At 67.6% G+C, this 23,204-nt stretch carries 24 protein-coding genes and 1 pseudogene; 13 read left to right on the top strand and 12 right to left on the bottom strand.

Going from position 1 to position 23,204, the window contains the following annotated elements:
* The first annotated feature begins 37 nt into the window (after positions 1-37).
* The 7 genes from IU452_RS04015 (at position 38) to fadD8 (ending at position 6,946) form a co-directional block, all read left to right on the top strand.
* Entirely contained in the window at positions 38-493 is a 456-nt protein-coding gene (locus IU452_RS04015; RefSeq protein ID WP_195107541.1) for a Zn-ribbon domain-containing OB-fold protein, read from the top strand.
* Positions 490-963, top strand: a complete 474-nt coding sequence (locus IU452_RS04010; RefSeq protein ID WP_195107540.1) for a Zn-ribbon domain-containing OB-fold protein — start codon at positions 490-492, stop codon at positions 961-963. Before IU452_RS04015 ends, IU452_RS04010 begins: the two co-directional genes overlap by 4 nt.
* Positions 956-2,029: a lipid-transfer protein gene (locus IU452_RS04005; protein WP_195107539.1), complete on the top strand. Its 1,074-nt coding sequence runs from the start codon at positions 956-958 to the stop codon at positions 2,027-2,029. The genes IU452_RS04010 and IU452_RS04005 overlap by 8 nt, the downstream gene beginning before the upstream one ends.
* Positions 2,029-3,189, top strand: coding sequence for a thiolase domain-containing protein (locus tag IU452_RS04000; protein WP_195107538.1), 1,161 nt, complete (start codon positions 2,029-2,031; stop codon positions 3,187-3,189). The genes IU452_RS04005 and IU452_RS04000 overlap by 1 nt, the downstream gene beginning before the upstream one ends.
* Before the next feature lie 20 nt (positions 3,190-3,209).
* Complete coding sequence (locus IU452_RS03995; protein ID WP_195107537.1) at positions 3,210-4,022, top strand: enoyl-CoA hydratase-related protein; 813 nt, start codon at positions 3,210-3,212, stop codon at positions 4,020-4,022.
* Between the two features lie 17 nt (positions 4,023-4,039).
* The gene (locus IU452_RS03990) at positions 4,040-5,272 is read left to right on the top strand and encodes a thiolase C-terminal domain-containing protein (RefSeq protein ID WP_195107536.1); all 1,233 of its coding nucleotides are present in this window, start codon (positions 4,040-4,042) and stop codon (positions 5,270-5,272) included.
* A 105-nt stretch (positions 5,273-5,377) separates the two neighbouring features.
* Positions 5,378-6,946 carry a fatty-acid--CoA ligase FadD8 gene (gene fadD8 / locus IU452_RS03985; protein WP_228816753.1) on the top strand — a complete coding sequence of 523 codons (1,569 nt, stop codon included), beginning with the start codon at positions 5,378-5,380 and terminating at the stop codon, positions 6,944-6,946.
* A 3-nt stretch (positions 6,947-6,949) separates the two neighbouring features.
* On the opposite strand, the gene IU452_RS03980 is transcribed toward fadD8, so the two are convergent.
* On the bottom strand, positions 6,950-8,500 hold the full coding sequence (locus IU452_RS03980; RefSeq protein ID WP_195107534.1) for a succinic semialdehyde dehydrogenase: 1,551 nt from the start codon (positions 8,498-8,500) through the stop codon (positions 6,950-6,952).
* Between the two features lie 71 nt (positions 8,501-8,571).
* Here IU452_RS03980 and IU452_RS03975 point away from each other — a divergent pair, with 71 nt between their 5' ends.
* On the top strand, positions 8,572-9,246 hold the full coding sequence (locus IU452_RS03975) for a TetR family transcriptional regulator (RefSeq protein WP_195107533.1): 675 nt from the start codon (positions 8,572-8,574) through the stop codon (positions 9,244-9,246).
* 65 nt (positions 9,247-9,311) lie between these two features.
* Here the strand turns inward: IU452_RS03975 and IU452_RS03970 are convergent, their stop codons facing one another.
* Positions 9,312-9,962 carry a TetR/AcrR family transcriptional regulator gene (locus IU452_RS03970; protein ID WP_195107532.1) on the bottom strand — a complete coding sequence of 217 codons (651 nt, stop codon included), beginning with the start codon at positions 9,960-9,962 and terminating at the stop codon, positions 9,312-9,314.
* 78 nt (positions 9,963-10,040) lie between these two features.
* On the opposite strand from IU452_RS03970, the gene IU452_RS03965 reads away from it, so the two are divergent.
* The gene (locus IU452_RS03965) at positions 10,041-11,273 is read left to right on the top strand and encodes an FAD-dependent oxidoreductase (protein ID WP_195107531.1); all 1,233 of its coding nucleotides are present in this window, start codon (positions 10,041-10,043) and stop codon (positions 11,271-11,273) included.
* A gap of 442 nt (positions 11,274-11,715) precedes the next feature.
* Complete coding sequence (locus tag IU452_RS03960) at positions 11,716-12,774, top strand: helix-turn-helix transcriptional regulator (protein ID WP_228816621.1); 1,059 nt, start codon at positions 11,716-11,718, stop codon at positions 12,772-12,774.
* Between the two features lie 110 nt (positions 12,775-12,884).
* Here the strand turns inward: IU452_RS03960 and IU452_RS03955 are convergent, their stop codons facing one another.
* The 3 genes from IU452_RS03955 to IU452_RS03945 all read right to left on the bottom strand — a co-directional run bounded on the left by IU452_RS03955 (position 12,885) and on the right by IU452_RS03945 (position 15,159).
* On the bottom strand, positions 12,885-13,394 hold the full coding sequence (locus IU452_RS03955) for a hypothetical protein (protein WP_195107530.1): 510 nt from the start codon (positions 13,392-13,394) through the stop codon (positions 12,885-12,887).
* Positions 13,395-13,880: 486 nt separating this feature from the next.
* Positions 13,881-14,264, bottom strand: coding sequence for a hypothetical protein (locus IU452_RS03950; RefSeq protein ID WP_195107529.1), 384 nt, complete (start codon positions 14,262-14,264; stop codon positions 13,881-13,883).
* Positions 14,265-14,316: 52 nt separating this feature from the next.
* Positions 14,317-15,159 carry a helix-turn-helix domain-containing protein gene (locus IU452_RS03945; RefSeq protein WP_195107528.1) on the bottom strand — a complete coding sequence of 281 codons (843 nt, stop codon included), beginning with the start codon at positions 15,157-15,159 and terminating at the stop codon, positions 14,317-14,319.
* Positions 15,160-15,292: 133 nt separating this feature from the next.
* On the opposite strand from IU452_RS03945, the gene IU452_RS03940 reads away from it, so the two are divergent.
* Complete coding sequence (locus IU452_RS03940) at positions 15,293-16,372, top strand: acyltransferase family protein (RefSeq protein WP_195107527.1); 1,080 nt, start codon at positions 15,293-15,295, stop codon at positions 16,370-16,372.
* 45 nt (positions 16,373-16,417) lie between these two features.
* Entirely contained in the window at positions 16,418-16,828 is a 411-nt protein-coding gene (locus IU452_RS03935; RefSeq protein WP_195107526.1) for a nitroreductase family deazaflavin-dependent oxidoreductase, read from the top strand.
* Here IU452_RS03935 and IU452_RS39410 read toward each other — a convergent pair.
* Positions 16,725-17,303 (bottom strand): DedA family protein, encoded by a 579-nt coding sequence (locus IU452_RS39410; RefSeq protein WP_416382285.1) that lies wholly within the window; start codon positions 17,301-17,303, stop codon positions 16,725-16,727. The genes IU452_RS03935 and IU452_RS39410 overlap by 104 nt on opposite strands.
* Positions 17,304-17,722: 419 nt before the next feature.
* Here IU452_RS39410 and IU452_RS03925 point away from each other — a divergent pair, with 419 nt between their 5' ends.
* Positions 17,723-19,795 (top strand): MMPL family transporter, encoded by a 2,073-nt coding sequence (locus IU452_RS03925; RefSeq protein WP_324192429.1) that lies wholly within the window; start codon positions 17,723-17,725, stop codon positions 19,793-19,795.
* On the opposite strand, the gene IU452_RS03920 is transcribed toward IU452_RS03925, so the two are convergent.
* The 6 genes and pseudogenes from IU452_RS03920 to IU452_RS03895 form a co-directional block, all read right to left on the bottom strand.
* Positions 19,792-20,325 carry a hypothetical protein gene (locus IU452_RS03920; RefSeq protein ID WP_195107523.1) on the bottom strand — a complete coding sequence of 178 codons (534 nt, stop codon included), beginning with the start codon at positions 20,323-20,325 and terminating at the stop codon, positions 19,792-19,794. The two genes, IU452_RS03925 and IU452_RS03920, sit on opposite strands and share 4 nt — an antisense overlap.
* Positions 20,312-20,779, bottom strand: coding sequence for a F0F1 ATP synthase subunit B (locus tag IU452_RS03915; RefSeq protein WP_195107522.1), 468 nt, complete (start codon positions 20,777-20,779; stop codon positions 20,312-20,314). The genes IU452_RS03920 and IU452_RS03915 overlap by 14 nt, the downstream gene beginning before the upstream one ends.
* 4 nt (positions 20,780-20,783) lie before the next feature.
* Complete coding sequence (gene atpE / locus IU452_RS03910; RefSeq protein ID WP_195107521.1) at positions 20,784-21,044, bottom strand: ATP synthase F0 subunit C; 261 nt, start codon at positions 21,042-21,044, stop codon at positions 20,784-20,786.
* A gap of 40 nt (positions 21,045-21,084) precedes the next feature.
* On the bottom strand, positions 21,085-21,759 hold the full coding sequence (gene atpB / locus IU452_RS03905) for a F0F1 ATP synthase subunit A (RefSeq protein WP_228816743.1): 675 nt from the start codon (positions 21,757-21,759) through the stop codon (positions 21,085-21,087).
* A gap of 44 nt (positions 21,760-21,803) precedes the next feature.
* On the bottom strand, positions 21,804-22,169 hold the full coding sequence (locus IU452_RS03900; protein WP_195107519.1) for a hypothetical protein: 366 nt from the start codon (positions 22,167-22,169) through the stop codon (positions 21,804-21,806).
* A gap of 186 nt (positions 22,170-22,355) precedes the next feature.
* Positions 22,356-23,204, bottom strand: a pseudogene (locus IU452_RS03895) (DNA-directed RNA polymerase subunit beta); the annotation flags it as partial.

Here is a 23,204-nt window from a genome sequence, read left to right as displayed (position 1 = left end):
TTGAGGCAGACTCCGAGCGGGAGAGAGGAGTCGCCGCATGGTCGCCGATACGGACGAAAGTTTGTGCGCGCCTTATGAGATCGAGTTCCCGTTCGAGCGGACCGTGGGGCCGGTGGTCGGGACGTTTCTGGCCGGGTTGCGCGACGCGCGGCTGCTGGGGGCACGGACCGAGCGAGGGACGGTGGTGTGCCCGCCCGCGGAATTCGATCCGGTGACCGGCCGCGAACTCACCGAATTGGTCGATGTGGCGCCCACGGGCAGCGTCGAATCCTGGACCTGGGTTCCGCACCGGCCGGGCGATCCGGTCGAGCGCGATTTCGCGTGGGCGCTGATCGCGATCGATGGCACCGAGGGCAGTTTCCTGCACGCCGTGGATGTCGGCGATCCCGGGCTGCTGCGCCGCGGGCTGCGGGTACGGGCTCGGTGGGCGGCCGAACGGTCCGGGCAGCTGCGCGATCTGATCTGCTTCGAACCGGAGGACACCGCCCGATGAATGCCCCACTGCCACCGCCGATCACGCTGATGCCGACGCCGCTGCGCATGGAATACACCTTCGTCGCCGGGGTCGGTCGTTCGGCATTTCTGCGCGGGCTGGCCGAGCGCCGGCTGCTGGCGCGCCGCTGCCCGTCGTGCCGGCACATGTATCTGCCGGCACCGGAGTTCTGCGCCCGCTGCCTGGTCGAACTCGAGCAACCCACCGAACTGGACGGGCGCGGCACGGTGTCGACGTTCTGCGTGGTCAGTTTCCCGTTCCCGGGACAGGAGATCGAGCCGCCGTACGTGGTCGGCCATATCCAGCCGCACGGCGCCGACACCCGGGTGATGCATCTGATCCGGGAGGTCGACCTCGCCGAGGTGCGGATCGGTATGGAGGTCGAACCGGTCTGGGCCGACGGCGATCTGGAGCCGTCGTGGATGAGCATTCGCCACTACCGGCCGGTCCGGGAGGCCGCTCATGCGTGAGATCGCCGTGGTCGCCGGGGCGCAATCGCCGTGCCTGGCCGCGAATCGTCGCGACGATATGGCGGGCATTCTGCTGCCGGTGATCCGCGAGGCACTGACCGCGGTCGAACTGGACCGGGACCGCGTGGATTTCGTATGTTCGGGCAGCCACGACTTCCACGAGGGCCGCACCTTCGCCTATATCGACTCCCTCGATGCGGTCGGTGCGTGGCCGCCGATCGCGGAATCACACGTGGAAATGGATGCCGCGTGGGCGTTCTACGAGGCGTGGACGTGGCTGCAGCTCGGGCACGGCGATATCGCCCTGGTGTACGGGATCGGCCGCGGCTCGCTGCCGCGCGATCTCGACCAGGTCGTGCCCGCGCAACTGGATCCGTACTATCTGACGCCGCTGCGCCCGCACCAGGACGCCATCGCCGGGATCCAGGCCTGCGCACTGCTGCAGGCCGGGGTGACCACCGAACGGGAGATGGCCCGCATCGTCGCCCGCAACCTGGCCGACGCGAAGACCAACCCGTACGCCCAGGTGTGTGGTGACCGTGAGATCGACGATCTGCTGGCCGCGCCTTATGTCGCCTCTCCCCTACGCCGCCACGATATTTCGCCGGTCGGTGACGCGGCCGCGGTGGTCGTGCTGGCGGCCGGAGACGTGGCGCGGTCGCTGTGCGAGGCACCGGCGTGGGTGCGCGGCATCGACCATCGCATGGACGCGCACTATCCCGGCTCCCGCGACCTCACCCGCGCACCCTCGGCGGCGCGAGCGGCCCACGCGGCCGCGCGTACGGCCGGATTCGGGCCCGCCGAGATCGAGGTGGCCGAACTGCACGTCGAATACTCCGCGCAGGAGCCGCTTCTCGTGCGGGAGCTCGGGCTCTCGCCGACGACGGCGGTCAACCCGTCGGGCGGCCCCCTGGCCGGACGGCCCACCACGGCCACCGGACTGCTGCGCATCAGCGAAGCGGCCCGGGCGATTCGGCAGGGCCGGGCCCGGCGCGCCCTCGCCCACGCCACGAACGGTCAAGCGCTGCAACAAAATCTGGTGTGCCTGCTGGAAAGGGATGCCTAATGAGTGAATCCGTGGCAGTGGTGGGTATCGGCCAGGGCAAGCAGGCCAAGCGCCGCGAGGTGACCATCGGGGCGCTGGTGCGCGAGGCGGTCGCGGCGGCCATGGCCGATGCCGAACTCGAGCTCGGTGACGTCGACGCCGTCGTGCTCTCGAAGACGCCGGACCTGTTCGACGGTGTGATGAATCCGGAACTGTATCTGGCCGACGCGCTCGGCGCCCGCGGCCTGCCGGTCACGCGCGTGTTCACCGGCGGCAGCGTCGGCGGACACGCGGCGGTCTACGGCGCACACCTGATCGAGGCGGGTCTGGCCCGGCGGGTGCTGGTGGCCGCGTATTCCAAGGAGTCCGAGGGCAATTTCACCTGGGCGCTGTCGCGCGGGCTGCCGTTCAGCGCCAAACTCGGCGCCGGGGCGGGCGGGCATTTCGCGCCCGTGATCCGCGAGTACATCCGGCGCTCGGGCGCACCCGAGCACATCGGCTGGCAGGTCGCGGTCAACCACCGGCTCAATGCCCTGCGCAACCCGTACGCGCACGTGCACATGCCCGATATCACCGTCGAGAAGGTGAAACAGTCCCGCATGCTGTGGGATCCGATCCGCTACCTCGAGTCGTGCCCGTCCTCCGACGGGGCCGCCGCCATCGTCCTGGCCGGTGCCGGAGAGGTCGGCAAGCCCGCGCGGCCACCGGCCTGGATCCACGGCATGTCGTTCCGGACCGAGACCGGGCACTTCGCCGGGCGCGACGAGGTGAATCCGCGAGCGGGGGCCGAATGCGCCGCCGACGCCTACCGGCAGGCCGGAATCGCCGATCCCGCACGGGAAATCGACCTCGCCGAGCTGTACATCCCCTACAGCTGGTACGAGCCGATGTGGATGGAGAATATCGGCCTCGCACCGCTGCACGAGGGCTGGAAGCTGGTCGACGACGGGACCACCCGCTTCGGCGGCCGCCTGCCGATCAACCCGTCCGGCGGTGTGCTGTCGGGCAATCCCACCGGCGCCACCGGCCTGGTCCGGTTCCTCGAGGCCGCCCTGCAGGTGCGCGGGCTGGCGGGCGAGCATCAGGTGCCCGGCGCCCGGCGTGCGATCGGGCACGCCATGGGCGGGGCCTCGCAGTTCCACGCGCTGTGGGTCGTCGGCAGCGACCGCCCCGATGCATGAGCGCAAGGAAGGGAAAGGCCATGGGTGCCAACGACATCCTCGACCGCAGCGGTGACGAATGCCCGCTTCTGGTGGAGCGCGAGGGGGCGGTGGCAGTCGTGACGATGAACCGCCCTGAGCGTCGCAATGCGTTGAACTTGCCGATGATCCAGCAGCTGGCCGACGCCTGGGAGCAGATCGACGCCGACGACGAGATCCGGGTGGCGATTCTGACCGGAGCGGGCGACACCTACTGTGTCGGTGGTGATCTCGGCGACGGCTGGATGACGAACGGGAGCGGGCGCGCGGACTACGACCCGGCCGTGATCGGCCGCGGCCTGCTGCTCACCCACTGCCTGCGCAAGCCGCTCATTGCGGCCGTGAACGGCGCCTGCCTGGGCGGCGGGCTGGAAATGTTGCAGCAGACCGATATTCGCATCGCCGAGGAGCAGGCCACCTTCGGACTGCCGGAGGTGCGGCGCGGGCTGATTCCCGGCGCCGGCTCGACCGTGCGGCTCAAACGCCAGATCCCCTACACCAAAGCGGTGGAGATGATCCTCACCGGCGATCCGCTCACCGCCCGCGAGGCCTACGACTTCGGCCTGATCGGACATGTCGTGCCCACCGGGCAGGCCCTGGCCCGCGCCCACGACATCGCCGACCGGGTCGTGCGCAATTCACCGCTGGCGGTGCAGCAGGCCAAGGCCGCGCTGCTCGCCAGCGGCTGGCTGCCCGACGAGCAGGCGCGGGCGATCGAGCAGCGGTTCGTGCGCACGGTGATCGCCTCGGCGGATGCGCGGGAGGGTCGAAAAGCGTTCGTGGAGAAGCGGGAACCGCGGTTCAGCGGCAGGTGACGGAACAGGAGATGGGTATGCGACGCGTTTTCGTCGCCGGGGTCGCGATGACGCCGTTCGTGAAGATCGGTTCGCGCGAGTGGACCTACCCACAGATGACCGGCGCGGCGGTGCGCGATGCGCTCGACGATGCCCGGCTCACCTACCGGGATGTCCAGCGCGCCGCGGTCGGCTATGTCTTCCAGCCCTCGGCCGCCGGGCAGCGCGTCCTCTACGACATCGGACTGACCGGTATCCCGATCGTCAACGTGAACAACAACTGCGCCACCGGGTCCACGGCGCTCATGCTCGCCCGCGAGTGGGTGGGCAGCGGGCTCGCGGAGGTGGCGCTGGCCGTGGGCTTCGAGCAGATGACCAAGGAGGCCATGGCCGGTCCGGCGACACCGCCGCCGGTCACGACGGTCGATGCCCATCTGCGGGTGATGGCCCGGCGGTACGAATTCGGCACCGCCCCGATGACCACCCAGTTCTTCGGCAATGCCGCCCTCGAACATATGCGGCGCTACGGCACCACGCTCGAACAGCTGGCGCAGGTGGCGGTCAAGAACCACCGGCACTCCACGCGAAACCCCTTGGCCCAGTACCAGAATCCGTACACTCTCGAGCAGGTGCTGGGCGACCGGCCGGTACACGGCCCGCTCACCCGCTCGCAGTGTTCGCCGATGTCCGACGGTGCCGCGGCGGCGGTGCTGGTCAGTGCGGACTTCGTGCGCGCTCACGGGCTCGAGGCACAGGCGGTGGAAATAGTGGCGCAGGAACTGGTCACCGACGACACCGCGGCCTTCGCGACAGGGTCGATGATCGATGTGGTCGGAGCGCCGATGACCCGCATCGCGGCGCGCCGCGTCCTCGACACCGCGGGCGTCACCATCGCCGACGTGGACGTGATCGAACTGCACGACTGCTTCTCGATCAACGAACTGATCACCTACGAGGCGCTGGGCCTGTGCGGCGAGGGCGAATCCGGGCCACTGGTCGACTCCGGGGCGACCACCTACGGCGGCACCTGGGTGGTCAACCCGTCGGGCGGACTCATTTCCAAGGGCCATCCCCTCGGCGCGACCGGGTTGGCGCAGGCCGCCGAGCTGTCCTGGCAGCTGCGCGGACTCGCCGGAGAGCGGCAGGTCCCGCACGCGCGCCTGGGCCTGGCCCACAACCTCGGCCTCGGCGGCGCCTGCGCCGTCACCCTCTACGCCGCCCCCGGCCAAAAGCATGCCGGGGATGAGAGGGACCAGCAATGCCGAGGATGAGAGGGACCAGCAATGCCGGGGACGAGAGGGACCAGCAATGCCGGGGCGGGGACCAGCAACGATCGGAGAACCATGCGCGAGAACACCATTGATCCCGACACCAGGATGCGGATGCCCGTTCACAATGGGCACGCCCTGCTCACCGGGTTACGCCGCCACCGCAACGACCCGGTGCTGACCCTCGGCGATACGGTGCTCACCGGCGCCGAGGTCATGGCCGCCATCAGCCGCTACATCGCCGCCTTCGCCGCGCACGGCGTCGACACCGGAACACCGGTGGCCGTGCTCGCGCTCAACCGGCCGGAGGTGCTGTTCACCATCGGCGCCGGGCAGATCCGCGGCCATCGGCGCACCGCCCTACATCCGATCGGCGGCCTCGACGACCACGCCTACGTCCTCACCGACGCGGGAATTTCCACGCTGGTACTCGATCCGGTGCCCGCCTTCGTGCAGCGCGCCCGCGACCTGGTCGACCGGGTGCCGGGGCTGACGAAAGTGCTTGTGCTCGGGCCGGTTCCGCAGGAGCTGTCCGATGTCGGCGTGGACCTGCTGGCCGAGGCGGCCCGTGTCGATCCCGAACCGCTCGAGGCCACCGAACTGCGGCCCGATGAGGTCATCTCGATCAGCTACACCGGCGGTACCACCGGAAAGCCCAAGGGCGTGGTCGGGACCGCGCTGGGCATGGCGACGATGACGCAGATCCAGCTGTCGGAGTGGGAGTGGCCCGAGCGGCCGAAATTCCTGGTGTGCACGCCGCTTTCGCATGCCGGGGCCGCGTTCTTCGTGCCGGTCGTGCTGCTCGGCGGGCACTGTGTCGTACTGCCCCGCTTCGATGCCGGGCAGGTGCTGGCCGCCATCGAGGAGCATCGGATCACCGCGACGATGCTGGTGCCGTCGATGATCTACGCGCTGCTCGACCATCCCGATATCGACCGCCGGGACCTGTCGTCGCTGCAGACGGTGTACTACGGCGCCTCGGCCATCGATCCGAATCGCTTGCGGCAGGCCATAGATCGGTTCGGCCCGATCTTCGCCCAGTATTACGGGCAGTCCGAGGCGCCGATGGCGATCAGCTATCTCGGCCGCGGCGAACACGATTCCGCTCGGCTCAGTTCCTGCGGACGGCCGTCGGCGGCGCTGCGGGTGGCGCTGCTCGGCCCGGACGGTGCCGCTGTCGCACCCGGCGAGGTCGGCGAAATCTGTGTCTCCGGACCGCTTCTCGCCGCCGGGTACCTCGGTCTGCCCGAGGTGACGGCGGAAACGTTCCACGACGGCTGGCTGCACACCGGCGATCTGGCCCGCCAGGACGAGGACGGTTACCTGTTCATCGTCGGGCGCAGCAAGGATATGGTCGTCACCGGTGGGTTCAACGTCTTCCCGCGGGAGGTCGAGGACGTCGTGTGCGAACATCCCGAGATCGTGAGCGTCGCGGTGGTGGGCGTTCCGGATCCGCGCTGGGGTGAGGCGGTGACCGCCGTCGTCGTCGTGAAACCCGATGCGGCGCAGCGCCTCGACGCCGTGACCGCCGAGATTCAGGACATGGTCAAGCAGCGCAAGGGCTCGGTGCAGGTGCCCAAGCACGTCCTTGTCGTCGACGAACTGCCGCTGACCGGGCTCGGCAAGCCCGACAAGAAGGCGGTCCGGGCCCTCGCGGTGGAGAAACTGGGACGCTGACCGTCACCGCAGCCGGAACCTGCGCAGCAGCGTCAGGGTCCGGATCGTGCGGGTGACGTAGTCCTCGTACGACTGGCCCGGCTGCGGGCCGAGCACCTGGCGTTTCAAGGTGGCGACATTGGTCGATTCGGTGAACTTCAGCAGTCCCTGATCGCCGTTGCGCACACCGATCCCGGACGCCTTGAATCCTCCCGAGGGCGCGCTCTTGCCCGCATATGCCAGGGCGGCACCGTCGTTGACATTGACGTGCCCCGCCTCGAGCCGGGCACCAACCGCCCGCGCGGCCGCCACGTCGCGGCCCCACACGCTCGCACTGAGTCCGAAGCGGGTGTCGTTGGCGCGGGCGACGGCCTCGTCGACGGTCGAGTACGGATAGAGCGCGACCACCGGGCCGAAGGTTTCCTCGGTGCACACGTCCATCTCCGCGGTGACGCCCTCGAGCACCGTCGGCTCGTAGAAGGTCGGACCCAGATCGGGGCGGGCGCGGCCCCCGGTGAGGACGCGCGCACCCCGCGAGCGCGCCTGCTCCACCTGGGCCGCGACCCGCTCGCACTGGTCCACCGAGACCAACCCGCCCATCTCCACATCGAAGTCGTAGCCGGGGCCGACCCGCAGCCGAGACACCTTCTCCACGAAGCGATCCCGGAACGCCGGATACACCGATTCGTGCACGTAGATGCGCTCCACGTGCAGGCACAGCTGGCCGGTGTTGGCGAAGACGCCGTTCGCCGCGCCCTCGACAGTGAGATCGAGATCGGCGTCGGGCAGCACGATCATCGGATTCTTCCCGCCCAGTTCCAGGCACATCTCGACCAGCCGCCCCGCCGCCTGCTGCGCCACCAGGCGCCCGGTCGGCTCGGAGCCGGTGAACATGACGAAATCGGCCCGCTCCGCCACCGCCGGGCCCACGACCGGGCCGTCGCCACAGACGATTTCGACCAGCCCGTCCGGAAGTCCGGCCTCGCGCAACAACTTCAGGCCCAGCGCGGCGCTGAGCGGGGTGTGGATATCGGGTTTGAGCACGATGCCGTTGCCCGCCATGAGCGCCGGGATCGCATCGCAGTAGGCGATGGCGAACGGGAAGTTCCAGGGCGCGATCACGCCGACGACCCCGCGGGGCTTGCGGATTTCGGTCGAGGTGCTCAGGCCCGGAATCGCGCCGGGGTGGCGGATCGGCCGCAGCAGCCGGGGTGCGCGCTTCAGATAGTGGCTGACCACCATCGGGATATCACACAGCTCCTCGAAGGCCATGCGCCGCGCCTTACCCGTCTCGACCTGGATCACGTCGGTGATCGTGCGGTAGTTCTCCAGCACCAGACGATGAAAGCGTTCGAACACGGCCAGCCGACGGCGAACCGGCCACCGCGCCCACTCGACCTGAGCCGCGCGAACACGAGCGAAAGCGGCATCCACATCGGCCCGCGACGACTGAGGCAACGCCGCAACAGGATTGCCGGTAAACACCTCGACCACCGGAACGGTCTCGGCCGGATCCCCCGCAATCAGACCCGCCAATCCACCGAAGTCGTGAACCGGGGCCAGCACTGTACTCACGGCCAGTACTCTATCAACTGATTACATCACTTGATAGAGCCTTGACAGGGGTTGCTGCGCCGGTGATTACAATGCGGCAGGTGACGAGTGCAGCGGGCGATGGGACCGAGCTTCGTGTGAGCGCGGAGGAGTTGACCATGCCGACCGAGCAGCGGCTGGTTCTGGCCGCGGAGCGGTTGTTCGCCGAGCGGGGGATCGATGCGGTGTCGCTGCGGGCCGTGATGGCTGCGGCCGGAACCAATGTCGCCTCGGTGCACTATCACTTCGGGTCCAAGGATGCGCTGATCGAGGCGATGATCCGGCAGCGCAGCGACAGCGTCGCGGCCCGGCGCGCGGCGTTGCTGGACGAGATGGAAAGCGCTGGGGCGGTGAGCGCGCGCGGGCTGGCGGAGGCGTTCGTCGTGCCGGTCTGGGAGATGGCCACCGGTGCGGGGGCGGCGTGGGTGAAATTCATCGCCGGAATCCTGGGCAGCGGTCACCCCGCATTGTCGATCGTGGCCGATGGATTCACCGAACAGGCCGTGCGTTTCACCGCCCTGCTCGAAAGCGTCTTCCCCACCCTGCCCCGCCATACCGTCCGATTCCGCCTCGCGCAGGCCATGACCCTGACCTTCCAGGTCCTCGGCGACGTCCACCACACGCAGAACCTGCTGGCCATCTCCGGCGTCCGCCTCACCCCCGACCAGGTCCTGACCGAACTCCTCGACGTGGTGACCGCCATCCTCTCCGGCCCCCCGGAGATCTGAGCGCAGCTCCTACTTCCTCATCCCGGCGAACTCCTACTTCCTCATCCCGGCGAACTCCTACTTCCTCATCCCGGCGTGTTTTCCGCCGGGACCTCGAGGCCCAGCAACCGTCCGAGGATCGCGGCCTGGTCGGCGAAATGGGTGAGGAATTCCGGGGATCGGGGGTCGGTGCCGCAGACGGACTCGACGACGTGCGGCAGGGTGGTGGGGGCCATGGCGGCGGCCATCAGCATGACCAGCAGGCAGGCGGGGTCCACCTCCGGCGGGAGGCGGCCGGATTGCTGGTGTGCGCGTATCTCTTCCACGCCCTGGGCGAGCATGCGGTCGCGCGCGGAGCCGCCGGGATCGTCGTCGGGGCCGGTGTACTGCAGGCCGCTCCACGCCATCAAGCGGACACCCTCCGGATTGTGTAGCGCCTCGAGCGCATACCGGCACAGCTGTTCGGGCAGGGGCGTGCCCGGCGGAACCAGCTCCCGCTGCCGCTGTTGCCACAGCTCCTGCATCGCTCGATACAGGCCCTCCTTGCCGTCGAAGTAGTAGGAGATCAGCTGCTGGTTCACTCCGGCGCGGGCGGCGATCGCGCTGATCCGCGCGCCCGCGTAGCCGTGTGCGCCGAATTCGGCCGTGGCGGCATCCAGGATCAGCCGGCGGGTGCGTTCGGGGTCGCGCTGCCGTTCCTGCGGCGTGGGCGACCTGCGGGGTTTCGACGGAGGCACCTCAGGATTGTATCCATACCTGGCACAATCAACTGTACATCTGAACTAATCAAACAGTTAGTTGACAAAGCTTCATGGATGTCTGACGATGAGGGGGCGCTGCACGAGGAGTGCAGGCGAGGACGAAACAAGGACAACGACATGTCGGATCGACCACGAATCCTCATTGCCGGAGCGGGTATCGGCGGGCTGGCTCTCGCGCAGGCGCTGCGCCGCGGCGGCCTGGACGTCGCCGTCTACGAACAGGACCCCACCCCGCGAATCCGCAATCAGGGCTATCGCATTCACATCGACGCGGACGGCAATGCCGCGCTGCGGGCCTGCCTCCCGGAGACGGTACTCGATCTGGTGCGCGACACCAGCGGCGTCAACGGCGATACGGTGGCCGGCTACACCCATCGGCTCGAACCGCTGACGGCCCAGGCCTTTCCGGGAATTCCGGACGACGAGATCACCAATGTGGACCGCAACACATTCCGCCGAGGCCTCCTCACCGGCCTGACCGATACCGTCCGGTTCGGACGGACGGTGTCCGACTATCGGATCACCGAATCAGGCCGCGTCCGTGTGGAATTCGCCGAGGGCGGCAGCGACGAGGGCGACCTGCTCGTCGGCGCGGACGGTGTCGGCTCGGCGGTGCGCCGACGCCTTGTCCCCGACGCCACCGTGACAGATCTCGGTGTGCGATGCCTCTACGGCCGCATGACGATCACCGACGCCACCGACGCCCTCATTTCCGAGGAGATCGACCGCGGCTTCTCCTGGGCCGTCGACGAGACCGGCTATTTCGCAGGCTTGGCTCCGGTGCGATTCCGCTCCCGCCCCGAGGGCGCCTCCGATTATCTGATGACCACGCTCGTGGCGACTCCCGAGCGTTTCGGTCTGTCCGACGCGGAACTGTCCCGGCTCGCACCCGAGCGGCTGTGGCGGATCACCGTCGAGGCCACCGCCGACTGGCATCCGGCGCTGCGGGAGCTGTTCGCGCACGCCGACCCCGACACGTTCTTCCCGATCGCCATCCGGGCCGGGCAGCGCGTGGACCCCTGGACTCCCGGCCCGGTCACCCTGCTCGGCGACGCGATCCACACCATGCCACCCACCGGGGGCGTCGGCGCCAACACCGCCCTGCGCGATGCCGCAACCCTGGCCGAGGAACTACTGTCCGCCGCCCGCAGCGGGACATCGCTGATCGACGCGGTCGCCGCCTATGAACGGGTCATGCTCCCCCGCGGCTTCGACACCGTCGACAGTTCTGTCGCCGCGGCAGGCCAGATGTTCGGCACGGCCGACCGGCAAGGGGCGATGCCATAGCTCGGATCGACCCGGCATACCCGAACGGTCACGGTGTTGTCCGGCCGCCGGCCCACCGGGGCGAGTCCCTTCGGAATCATCCGCCCCGGCCTGCTCCGCCGACGGAAGCGCCCGGTCAACCCGGCGCGCAGCTCGGCCAGAACGTTCGTCATGCGATGTCACCCCAATCCCGAACCGAACGGGACCCCGGTAACCGTTCGGCTACTTACCATGTCGCACGAACGAAGCCGCCGTTACACCCGCCCCCATTCCTGGCGTCTCCGCCCGCGGGCACGCCACGACATACGATTTTCGGTGGGCACCGGCATCCGAATCACGCGCAGTGAAAATTGCCGTCCGTGGATTTCGCGCGACACTGAACCGGGGCCGCCGTCGGGCCGTATGCCCGATGTACGCAGGGCATTCACGGGGGGCCGGGACGGGAAGTACGGGGTGGTTCGGCATGACTACGTTCGGTATGACCGCGGAAAGGATCGATCGCCTCACCCGCTACCTGTGCGGGGCCGTCGAGGAGGGCGCGGGCGTCTCCGAGTTGGGGGCGGCGATCTCGCGCGGTATCGCGCCGGGACTGGCCCACGATGCGGTGAATGTGGTGGCGTCCGGGACGACGTGCACGCGCAGTCAGTTGTCGTTCGGATTCTCCTTCAAGACCGAGCCGGGCTTCCGGCAAGCCCAGGTGCGCCACTATTTCACCGAGGACGAACCGCATCTGATCGCGGAGATGGCGGCGCGTCCGGTACCGGTCGACATCGTGGGGGCGGGCAGCGGCGGTGGCACCGTCCGGGACCGGGAACTGCTGACCATGCACGGTATCGGGAGTTCGCTGCGGCTGCTGTTGTGCGACTCCCGCGGCGCCTGGGGCGTGCTGGAATTGCTGCGCTCACAGGGCGGCCGGCCGTTCGACGACGAGGACAGCGAGCAGGCGGCGCGGCTGACTCCGGCGCTGCTGGCCGTGCTGCGGCGGTACGTGACCGCGGGGCCGCTACTCCCCGAACAGCCACCGCCGCTGCCCGGCGTGATCGTCGTCGGAGCGGACGACACGATCCGGGCGGCGACGTCGCAGGGATGGCTGGGGCACCTGAGAACCGGGGAGCCGGTACCCGGCTGGATGGCCGAGTCCGTCATGACCGGATTGGCCCGGCAGGCACGCAAGAAGGCGGTCGACCCGAACACAGCCCCCGCACTTCTGGTCGGCCCCTCCGCCACCTTCGGACGATGGATAGCCATTCACGGGCAACTGCTGTCCGGAGGCGATCCCGGCGATGTGGCCATCGTCGTCCAAGCGGCCTCCGGCGATGTGCTCCTCTCGGCGATCTGCGGCTGGTACGAGATCACCGGCCGCGAACGCCAGATCCTCGAGCATCTGCGCACCGGAGCGGCGACCAAACAGATCGCCCGCGCGCTGGGCCTGTCGATCTACACGGTCAACGACCACCTCAAGGCGATCTACCGCAAGACCCGCGCCGAAGGCCGCGACACCCTCATAGCCGCCCTGTCCTGACCGTCGCCGCCCGCCCGGCGGTCGTCACACCGGCGCGCGAACACCTCGCTGCCCGCCCCGGCGGTCGTCAGACCGGCGCGCGAACACCTCGCTGCCCGCCCCGGCGGTCGTCAGACCGGAGGCAGTGGGATCGGGCTGGGCTCGTGGACGTCCACGAGCACCACGATGTCACCGTAGGGGGCGGCGCCGCGGGCCACGCGGTGCGCGAAGCGGGCCAGCGGGACTCGCCACCGGTACTTCGTGCGCACCATCGTCTCCACGTGCACCAGCAGCGACCCTTCGAACACCAGCTGGGCGAACCCGGGCCGCTGCCGGGAGCCGACGGCCGGGCTGCCGTGCCAATCGCCGGGCTGCACGAGCACCCGGCCGTCGCGGGCCAGCTGTCCCGCCTCCGGCGACTGCGACGACACCCGGAACGCCAGCTGCCGCTCGCCGATCGGCACCACCAGCCGGGGCGCGGTCACCAGCTTGCCCGGCTCGGCGACCCGGGTCACCAGGACGGTCTTGGCCTCCCACCACAGCGATCCGGGGCCCGAGCGTCCCGGGGCGCGGCCCGGCTGTTGCTGCTGCGCGGGCGAAGGCTGATACGTCGCCTGCGGATGGCTGTTCTGCATACTCACACCCTCCGGCTTACCGCACGGGTCCGAGTGAAACCCCGTCCAACGAATCCACTTGCCCCCCAAGGATACCCGTCGCCCGAGCCGCGGGCCGGAAGGTGAGCAGGCCCACACGGCGCGCCAAAGCCGCGGTGTGGACGCAATCGCCGGTGATTCACGGGCGTCGATAGACCCCGGTGAGCCGTCCACGCGCGACGACGTGGCCGCGAATCGCTTGCAGAACACTCTTTTTCGATCCTCGACCGCCCAGTTCTGCGGGTTGCGCACTCGAACGACGCCGGTCCTCGCCGGTCGAGCGCGGCGATTGTCGCTGCGCGAACATTCCCAACCCCCCGGGTCTGCGAGCGGGACGGTCCCTATGACCAGGATCGGCCGGTAAGGCCGCGGTGGAGGCGGCAGACCGATCGGTCACAGCTTAGGTGGGGACCATGGTGACGACCAGGCTTCCCGAACACACCTTCGAGGGGCTGTGGCGTATACCCGAGTGGATTACGGGCCCGTGAGCGCGGTCTCGACCCGACCGCGGAAGTGTTGCCGGGCGGATCGTGGTAGCCACAGCGCGGCCAGCACGATCAGCGATACCGTCCATCCGGCGACCAGGGCCAGATGGACGCCCGAGGACGGGTACAGCACCCATACCACGAATCGCCCGGCGAATTGGCTGCCCAGCAGCACTGTCATGACGATGCGCGCCCAGTTGCGCCCACGCAGCAGGGGAATGATCATCGCCGCGTACAGGGGCGCGCTGATCAGGTGGTACACCGTGCCGACGTTGAAGCCGACGGGGGGAATCAGCGGCACGACGAGGTGATTGACGGCGTGGATGGCGATGCCGGCGGCGGCCACGCGCACCGAGACCGGTGATCCGGGCATGGGTGGAATACCTTTCGTGTGGAGATTCCGACCAGCCCACACGCTAAAGGGGTCACCGCCCGGTTGTATTGGACGATTGGGCCATGGCCTCCCGCAGCAGCGTGCTCGGTGATGTCCCGGCGAATCTGCGGAAGTCCCGGATCAGATGCGATTGGTCGTAATAGCCGAGCCTGTCCGCCATCCGGCCCAGATCCCGCGGACCGGCGGGCGACCGCGCCATGGCGGTCAAGGTTGCGGAGAACCGCAGCAGCGAGGCGTAGGTGCGGGCGGGCAGGCCGACGTGATCGGCGAAGCGGCGGCTGAAATGGCGGCGGCTCCAGCCGGATTCGGCGACGAGCCGGGAGACCGGCAGCGCGCCCCGGTGATCGCGCAGCCGGGCGACGGCCTCGGTCACGGCGGAATCGGCCTCTCCGAGCGGTGCTTGCCGGCGAAGATACTCGGCGACCAGGCCGAAACGCGCCTCCCAGCGCGGGGTTTCGGCCAGCCGCTCGGCCAGATCACGGGCCGATCGGCCGAGGAACTGGTCCAGGGGCAGGGCGGTGTTGCGCAGTTCGTGCAGGGGCACGCCGAGCAGGCGCCGGGCGGTCAGCGGGTCCAATTGCACTTGCACACTGCGCATCCGCCCGGAATGGGTGGCCGTCGTGCCGCGGTCGTGCATGCCCACCACGAGCGCACTGGGGTCGCGGCGCACGCCGTCGAAGATTCCGTCGAGGGCGAAGACGATCTTTATCGTGCCGCCCGGAATCTTGCGGCGACGCACCGGCTCGGGCTCGTCCACGTCGAATCCGAAGCAGCGGATGGCCGATCCGTCGAGCAGATGCGGCGGGCAGTGGACCACCTGCCGGGCCGATACCTGCAGGGCGCCGCGCAGCTCCAGCAGCCTCTCGTCGTTCACCGAGCGCACCGCCTTCCCACTACGGACATGCCGCACACAGTACCGGCGGACGGATCGGCGGTCACCGATTCCACTTCCGGATGGAACCTCTTGTGGCACACTGGCTTTCCTGCAGCCGGCGAAGGGGGTCGGGATGACCGTACAGATATCCACGCGTCGCCTGGTATCGATCGATGCGCTGCGCGGGTGCACCGTGGCGGCCATGCTGCTGGTGAACGATCCGGGCGATTGGGAGCACGTGTACCCGCCGCTGGAGCACGCCGAATGGCACGGCTGGACGCCGACCGATCTGGTGTTCCCGTTCTTCCTGTTCATCGTCGGGGTGTCGGCGGCCTTGTCGCTCCTGCCACGCCGGGAGCAGGGGGTGCCGTCGGCCGTCCTGCTGCGGACGGCGTTGTGGCGGTCGTCGCGCATCGTCGGACTGGGCCTGTTGATCAATGTGCTGGCGTGGGTGCTGATCTCCGATGCCCACCTGCGGTTTCCCGGTGTGCTGCAGCGCATCGGCGTGTGCTTCGCGGTCGTGGCGGCATTCGCGCTCTACACCAGCGCGCGGGTGCAGTGGGTGGCGATCGTCGTGATCCTGCTGGGCTATTGGGGTCTGCTGGTCCTCGGCGGCTCCCTCGACCAGTGGGTGAATATCGTCAGCCGCACCGACACCGCGGTCTTCGGACAGTTCGTCTACCTGATCGATCCGGACACCGGCCGAGGCCACGATCCCGAAGGGCTGCTCAGCACCCTGCCGTCGATCGCCACCACACTGCTCGGGCTCCGCGCGGGATGCTGGTTACGCGAGGAAAGACTGAAACCGCTGCTGATCGGCGGCATCACCGCAGCCCTGCTGGGGGCGCTGTGGTCACTGTGGTTCCCGCTCAACAAGAACCTCTGGACATCCTCCTACGCCCTGTGGTGCGCAGGCCTGGCCACACTCGCCGTCGTCACCTTCCACTGGTTGATCGACCACCACCACTTCCCCGCCCCCGGCCGCCGCTTCGGCGTCAATGCCATCGCCGCCTACGCCGGTTCGCAACTGCTGGTGGTCGTCCTCGCTCCCCTGGGCTGGCAGCAGTGGCTCTACACCCACCTGTTCTCCAGCTGGATCACCCCTCTGACCAACCCGTATGTCTCCTCCCTGGCGTGGGCGGTCGCCTTCGTCGCATTCTGGTGGCTGATCGTCTATGCCCTGGACCGCAGGCGCGTCTACCTCAAGATCTGACGGTCCGGTGCCATAGTGCAGGCCGAATCGCGATGGGAGGACATGATGTTCGCAAAGAATCATCCCAACAATGCTCCGGGTGTGCCGATGGTGTTTCCACCTGTGGTGGAGCGGTGGCAGATCAAACACATGAATCCGGCAATTCTGCGCCTGTCGTATCACCTGCCGTGGTTCGCGATCGTCAAGAACCGTGGTCGCAAATCGGGCAGGGACTACGAGACCATCGTGAACTACTATCGCAAGGGCAACACGCTGGCGATCCTCTTGGCCCACGGCAAAACGAACTGGGTCAAGAATGTGCTGGCCGCCGGTGAGGCCGACGTGCACCTGTTCCGCAAGGATGTGCACATCGTCAACCCACGGGTCCTGCCGGCGGGCACCCGCGACCCAACACTGCCGTTGATCCCCCGGCTCGCGGTACGCCGACTCGGGGTGCTCGTCGCCGATATCGTCTGACGATCACCGCGACGAATTCCGCTCGCCCGATCGCTTCCTGCGAAAATGGTTGATTGACAACGAGGACGAGCACATAGCCGACGAACGCGGCCTGCACGATAGCCGCCACGGTCTTGGGCGCGGCCGCTGTTCCCGCGACTCGCCCTGTGACATAGCCGATGGTGAAGAGGGTGCCGACAAACAACGTCGTGGCACAGACGTCGAGAAGCAGCCACTTCTTCACCGGAAATCGCGTGACACCCAGCAGGACCGGTACCGGCGCCCTCGTGACAACGGGAAATTGAAAGAAGACCATGGCCTTGCTCCGCCTGATCTTCTCGATGTCGACCTTCTCGGACAATTTCTTCACCAATCGATCGATCCACGAGGCGCGTATCACCCCGCGGCCGACCAGATATCCGGAACAGTCGCCGATCACGACTGCCGACCAGGCAACCAGTAGGACCGGCACGAGGTGAAGTTGCCCGAGTGCCACCAGGAAAGCACCGGCCAGAAGCGCGAATACACCGGGGGCGAACAGTCCGACTACGACGGTGCTCTCCAACAGGAGCAACAGGAAATGGCGCCGTATGTAGCATCGGGCACGTCCATTGGATCAACCCACCAAGGTCGTATCGAAGCCGGTGAACCTCCCAGTCCCATCGGCGCTCACACGGTAATGATTCGCCGCTCCCACCGGTGACGCCAGCGTCCGTCGTACCCGCCGACCTGCCATCGCCGAGCCTTCCGGGCGTGACGGATGCGGTGGTATCGTCACCCGTGCTGCGTCGAACGATGATGTGCCCCTGACTCTCGCGAGATCGTTCGAAGGCACACACAGATCTGGGGGCTACGACAATGCAGCGGTGGGGACGATTCGCAACCGGGCGTCCACGACTGGTTGTCGCGGTAGTGGTGGCAGCGATCCTCCTCGGCGGCGTCTGGGGTCTCGGGGTCCTCGACCGGCTCAATCTCGCGGGGTACGAGGACCCGGCCAGTCAGTCGGCACACGCGGACGAGCTCGTGAACAACGCATTCGGACGGCAGACTCCGGACATCGTTGCGATCTACACGGCCCCGGCGGGAAAGACCCTCGATGACATTCGACAGCAGGTGATGGAGCGGCTCGATGCCATAGACCGGGCGGTACTCGCCAAACCGGTGGAGTCGTACTGGAGTTCGACCGGCATTCGGCAGTTGGCCATGATCTCCGCCGACCGTCGGAAAGCGATCGCGGCACTCAGCCTGAGCGGCACGATGAGCGACCACCTGAAGCGCTACCCCGCCCTGAAGGAAGCGCTGACCGTGTCCGGGGTGGACACCGAATTCGCCGGTTTCATTCCGGTGATCGACGCATACAACGAGAGATCGAAAGACAGTGTGGTCCTCGCCGAATCGGTGGCCATACCGTTGATGCTCGCGCTGCTGGTCGTCGTCTTCGGCGGCTTCGTCGCGGCGTCGGTTCCGGTGATCGTCGGCGGGCTCGCGGTGTGGGGCGCCCTCGGCGCGCTGCGGGCGGTCGGCATGTTCACCGACGTCAGCGCGTTCGCCCTCAATATCGCGTCCATACTGGGCCTCGGTTTGGCCATCGACTACAGCCTTTTCATGGTGAGCCGGTTCCGCGAAGAACTCGGGTCCGGGCGTGCGCCGATCGAGGCGGCGCGGCGCGCGGTGCAGACGGCCGGGCGCACCATCACCTTCTCGGCCCTGCTGCTCGTCTGTGCCTTCGCGGGCACCCTGGTGTTTCCGCCATCGATGCTGCGCTCGCTCGGTTTCGGTGCCATGGCAGCGGTCGTGATCGCGGCGTTCGTGTCCGTCACCGCGTTACCGGCGGCGCTGGCGCTCCTGGGCGACCGCATCAATGCGCTGCCGGTGTGGCGCGGCGCGGCACGCCGCAGTGAGAGCTTGGCCGAGAACCGGTGGGCCAAGCTCGCGACCTGGGTGATTCGGCGCCCGATCGCGGTGACAGCGGTAATCATCGCCGTCCTGCTTGCCCTCAGTGTTCCCTTTCTCGGCATCAAGACGGGCGGGATCACCCCGAACGTCCTTCCCGCCGACGATCCGGTGCGGGTCGCCCAGGCAGAGCTGGGCAGGGATTTCCCGAACGCTGTCGAAGGCGCGACGGTCTTGATCCGGGGTGACAACCGGGCGCCACCGTCGGCGGAGGCTGTCTCGCAAGTTATGGCTGCCGTGCAGAGAACCGACGGCGTCCGCATGGTCGTCCGGCTGGCTGCGGACAAAGACCTGGTCCTGCTGCGCGCATTGCTGACCAGTCCGGATTTCTCACCGGGCTCCGTCGTGACGGTCAAAGCCCTGCACGACATTTCGGCACCGCCCGGCACGACCGTCCTCATCGGAGGAATCAACGCCTTCAGATCCGACGGCGAGGACTCGATCGCCCGCACGATCCCGCTCGCCTTGACGATCATGCTCGTCGCGACACTGGTGGTGATGGTCCTCGCGTTCCGGTCGATCGTGCTGCCGCTCAAGGCGGTTGCCATGGCGGCGATCAGCCTGACCGCCACCTTCGGAATCCTGACCTGGATCTTCGTCGACGGCCACGGCGCCGCGTTGCTCGGCGCCGAACCGGGGCCGATACCGACACCGGCACTCGTCGTGGTGGTCGCGGCAGTTTTCGGACTGGCCACCGACTACGAGGTATTCCTCATGTCCCGCATGATCGAGGCACACGACCGCGGCGCCGACACGGAAGAGGCCGTCCGCGAAGGCGTTTCGAAAACCGGACGGATAATCACCACCGCCGCGGTCCTGTTCATGATCGTGACCGGCGCCGCCGCCCTGTCGAACGTCACCCTGATCAAGGTCGCCGCCCTGGGCATGACGCTCGCAATCCTCATCGACGCCACCATCGTTCGCATGCTGCTGGTACCCGCGATCGTCAAGTTGATGGGCAGGGCCAACTGGTGGATGCCCATCCCGCGGTTGCGCGGGCACGCGAAGCCGGATGTGTCGGAAGAGGTCACCTAGGCGGTTCCTCGGCCGGTCCCGCACGCGGCCAACTCGTCCAGGAATCGGTCGATGCTGTCCGATCTGGCCCGGGGTGAGTCGAGGCGCTCGCGCACGATGGACTCGACGCGGTCGAGTACTGCGGTGGTGAGATCGTGGCCGAGTTCGTCCTGTAAGCGGCGCTGCACCTGCGCTATTCGGTCTTCGCCGAGTTTGCGTACCCGCTCGATCTCGGTGGCAGCGGCTCTCCGCATGTCGGCGACGATGTGCTCGGCGTCCTCGAGTGCTTCGCGGTGGATATGGGCGACCTCGGTGCGGGCCCTTGTGATCGCTTCGGCGAAGGCCTGTTCGGCGGCGGTCAATTGGTCCGTTGCGTGGGCACTCTCCTCCAGTTGTCGGCCGATGGTGTCCTGGGCCCGCCGCATCATTGCTTGCACAGGCGGCACCATCCATTTCACGAGCGCTGCGACGATGACGGCGAAGCCGAACAGTTGGCTCAGGAATACCGGCCAGTCCCAGGTGATGTCGTAGATGCCGTCACGTTCGTTCACTGACTCGACCTCCCATCACTCGGTCCGCCAACTCGCGTGCCAGCGGATCGATGTGGCCGCGCAGGTGGGCGGCCGCCGCGTCCGCCCGAGCCCGTAGCTCGATCGTGGCCTCGGCCACCGTCCCGTCGACGTGGTCGCGGGCCTGCTCACGCGTCGAGGTCAGGATCGACCGGCCCTCGGCCCTGGCCTGCTCGCGCAGCCGTGCCGCGTCGCCGTGAGCCTGGGCGACCGAGGAACGGTAGCGGTCCTCGGCCGCCGCGAAGAGTTCCCGCGCTCGTCGGCCATCGGCGGCGGTGCGGGCGACCCGGGCCTCCCGTTCGGCGAGCACATCGCGGATCGGCGGGACCACGAAGAGCCGAATGATCGCGAACACGATCAGGAAGATCGACAGCTCGGCGAAGAAGGTGCCGTTGGGGATCAGGAAGTTCTCTCCCGCAAGGTTTTCCGTTTCCATGGCACTACTTGCCCGGCGCCGCGAAGGCGAACAGCGCCATGAACGTCAGGTTGATGAAGTACACGGCGTCGACCAGGCTGACCGCCATCAGATAGTTGCCGCGCAGCTTGCCCTCGAGCTCCGGTTGCCGGGATACGCCGGTGATCAGCGCCGAACCCGCCATGCCGTTGCCGTAGCCCGCGCCGATCGCGCCGCCGACCATCATCAGTCCGCCCGCGAGCAGCGCCGCCGCCTGGACGATGGTCGCATGGGTCACGTCTGCCATTTTTCTTTCCTTTCCCCGTTGAACAGGAATGTGGTGGCACTCAGTGTTTTTCGTGCTCGAGCGCGGTGGCCTGGCCGAAGTAGAGGATGGTCAGCAGGGCGAAGATGAACGCCTGGATGAACCCGACGAACAGATCGAACATCTTCCACGCGGCGTTCGGGCCCCAGCTCAGCCAGGCCGGGAGCATGGCGATCACCGAGATCATCACCCCGCCCGCGAACATGTTGCCGAACAACCGCAGTGCCAGCGACAGCGGTTTCGCCAATTCTTCGATGATATTGATCAAAACCATGGGGCCCCAGCCCATATGGCCCTTCAGCACCTGCTTCACATGTCCGATCGGACCGCGCCGCGCCACGCCGGCCGCCTGGTAGCAGAGGAAGACGAACAGCGCGAGCGCATAGGTGAAGTTGACATCCGCGGCAGGCGGTTTGATCAGCTCACCGTCGCCGTACTGCACCGGCAGCACCGATAACCAGTTCGACAGCAGAACGAAGACGAACAGCGTCACCGCCAGCGGCAGGACGAAAGGCTCGAGCCGAAGTCCCACAGCGCTTTCCACCTGACCGCGCATCTGCACCGTGACGGTCTCGAAGAACAGCTGCACCCCGTTCGGCACCCCGGAGGTCAGCTTGATGCGCAGATACAGCGCGAGCCCCACCACGACAACGGCCGCGATCACGGTGGCGGCAATGGTGTCGACATGAAAGTCCATGCCGAAAAGGCGCGTCGTTTCATGGTGCCCCACTTCGACTTTCGTCACCGGGCACCTCGCCACGCCGGCACCGCCGCTCCCAGCAGCAGGACAATCTGAAAGGCCACCAGCCCGAACAAGATGCCGAACCCGTCGGGCCGCATCAGGACACACACGATCAGCGCCAGCGCGGTGATACCGAACAACCGCAACCCGGTCGCCGCCGCCAAGACCTGCTTTCCCGAGCCGATGTCACTCAGAATCCGCCCTACCGCAACCCTATTGAGCCACGCATTGAGTACCCCCAGGGCCATTCCGGCGCAAACGAATACACCCAAGACCAGCCGATCCGACATCCCGCCGACCGCGAGAACCACGATCCCCACTGCGACGGAGACGACGACCGGGCGACGGTCCACGCTGACCGACATATGCCCTCCCACAGCAATGACCTGACGATCCGTAGCACCTTTGCTACGTAAGGCCACAACTTCATTATGTAGTACTACAGTCGATAGTACAAGGGAGTAGGACTAATCGGACACGCATCGACGGGCGGGAGCGGGCGACCGTGCGCCGCGCACGGACTATCGCGGGTCCGTGCGCGGCAGGCACGATCAGCCGGGGAGATCGGTTATCGAGGCGGATTCGTTGCGGGACAAGGTGATTCCCAGGTTGGCAGCGGTGCGGTCGAGTTCGTCGTCGTCGCGGTGGTGCAATTCGACGGCGGATCCGGCGGAGAGGACCTCGACGTTGAGGCACAGGGACTGGAGTTCCTTGAGCAACACCTTGAACGACTCCGGCACGCCGGGCTCGGGAATGTTGTCGCCCTTGACGATTGCCTCGTACACCTTCACGCGGCCGATGATGTCGTCGGACTTGATGGTGAGCAGTTCCTGCAGGGTGTAGGCGGCGCCGTAGGCCTGCATGGCCCAACATTCCATCTCACCGAAGCGCTGACCACCGAACTGCGCCTTACCACCGAGCGGCTGCTGGGTGATCATCGAGTACGGACCGGTCGACCGCGCGTGGATCTTGTCGTCTACCAGGTGATGCAGCTTCAGGATGTACATGTACCCGACGGCAACGGGGTACGGGAAGGGTTCACCGGTGCGGCCGTCGAACAATGTCGCCTTACCGTCCGCCCCGACGATGGCCTCGCCGTCGCGGTTGGGCAGTGTCGACGCCAGCAGTCCGGCGAGCTCTTCCTCGCGGGCGCCGTCGAAAACCGGTGTCGCCAGATTCGTATCCGGCTCCGCCGACAACAACTCCTCGGGCAATCGCTCGGCCCAGTCCGGGCGAACACCATCGGTGAGCTGAATCTTCCAGCCCGCCTTGCCGATCCAGCCCAAATGGGTCTCCAGGATCTGGCCGATGTTCATACGACGCGGCACACCGTGGGTGTTGAGGATGATGTCGACCGGGGTGCCGTCGGGCATGAACGGCATGTCCTCCTTCGGGAGGAT

Origin of the sequence: Nocardia transvalensis (assembly GCF_015477765.1) — a bacterium.
GTDB lineage: Bacteria > Actinomycetota > Actinomycetes > Mycobacteriales > Mycobacteriaceae > Nocardia > Nocardia transvalensis_A.
Note: the sequence above shows the minus strand (reverse complement) of the source record. Positions and strands in the feature narration are given on the sequence as shown.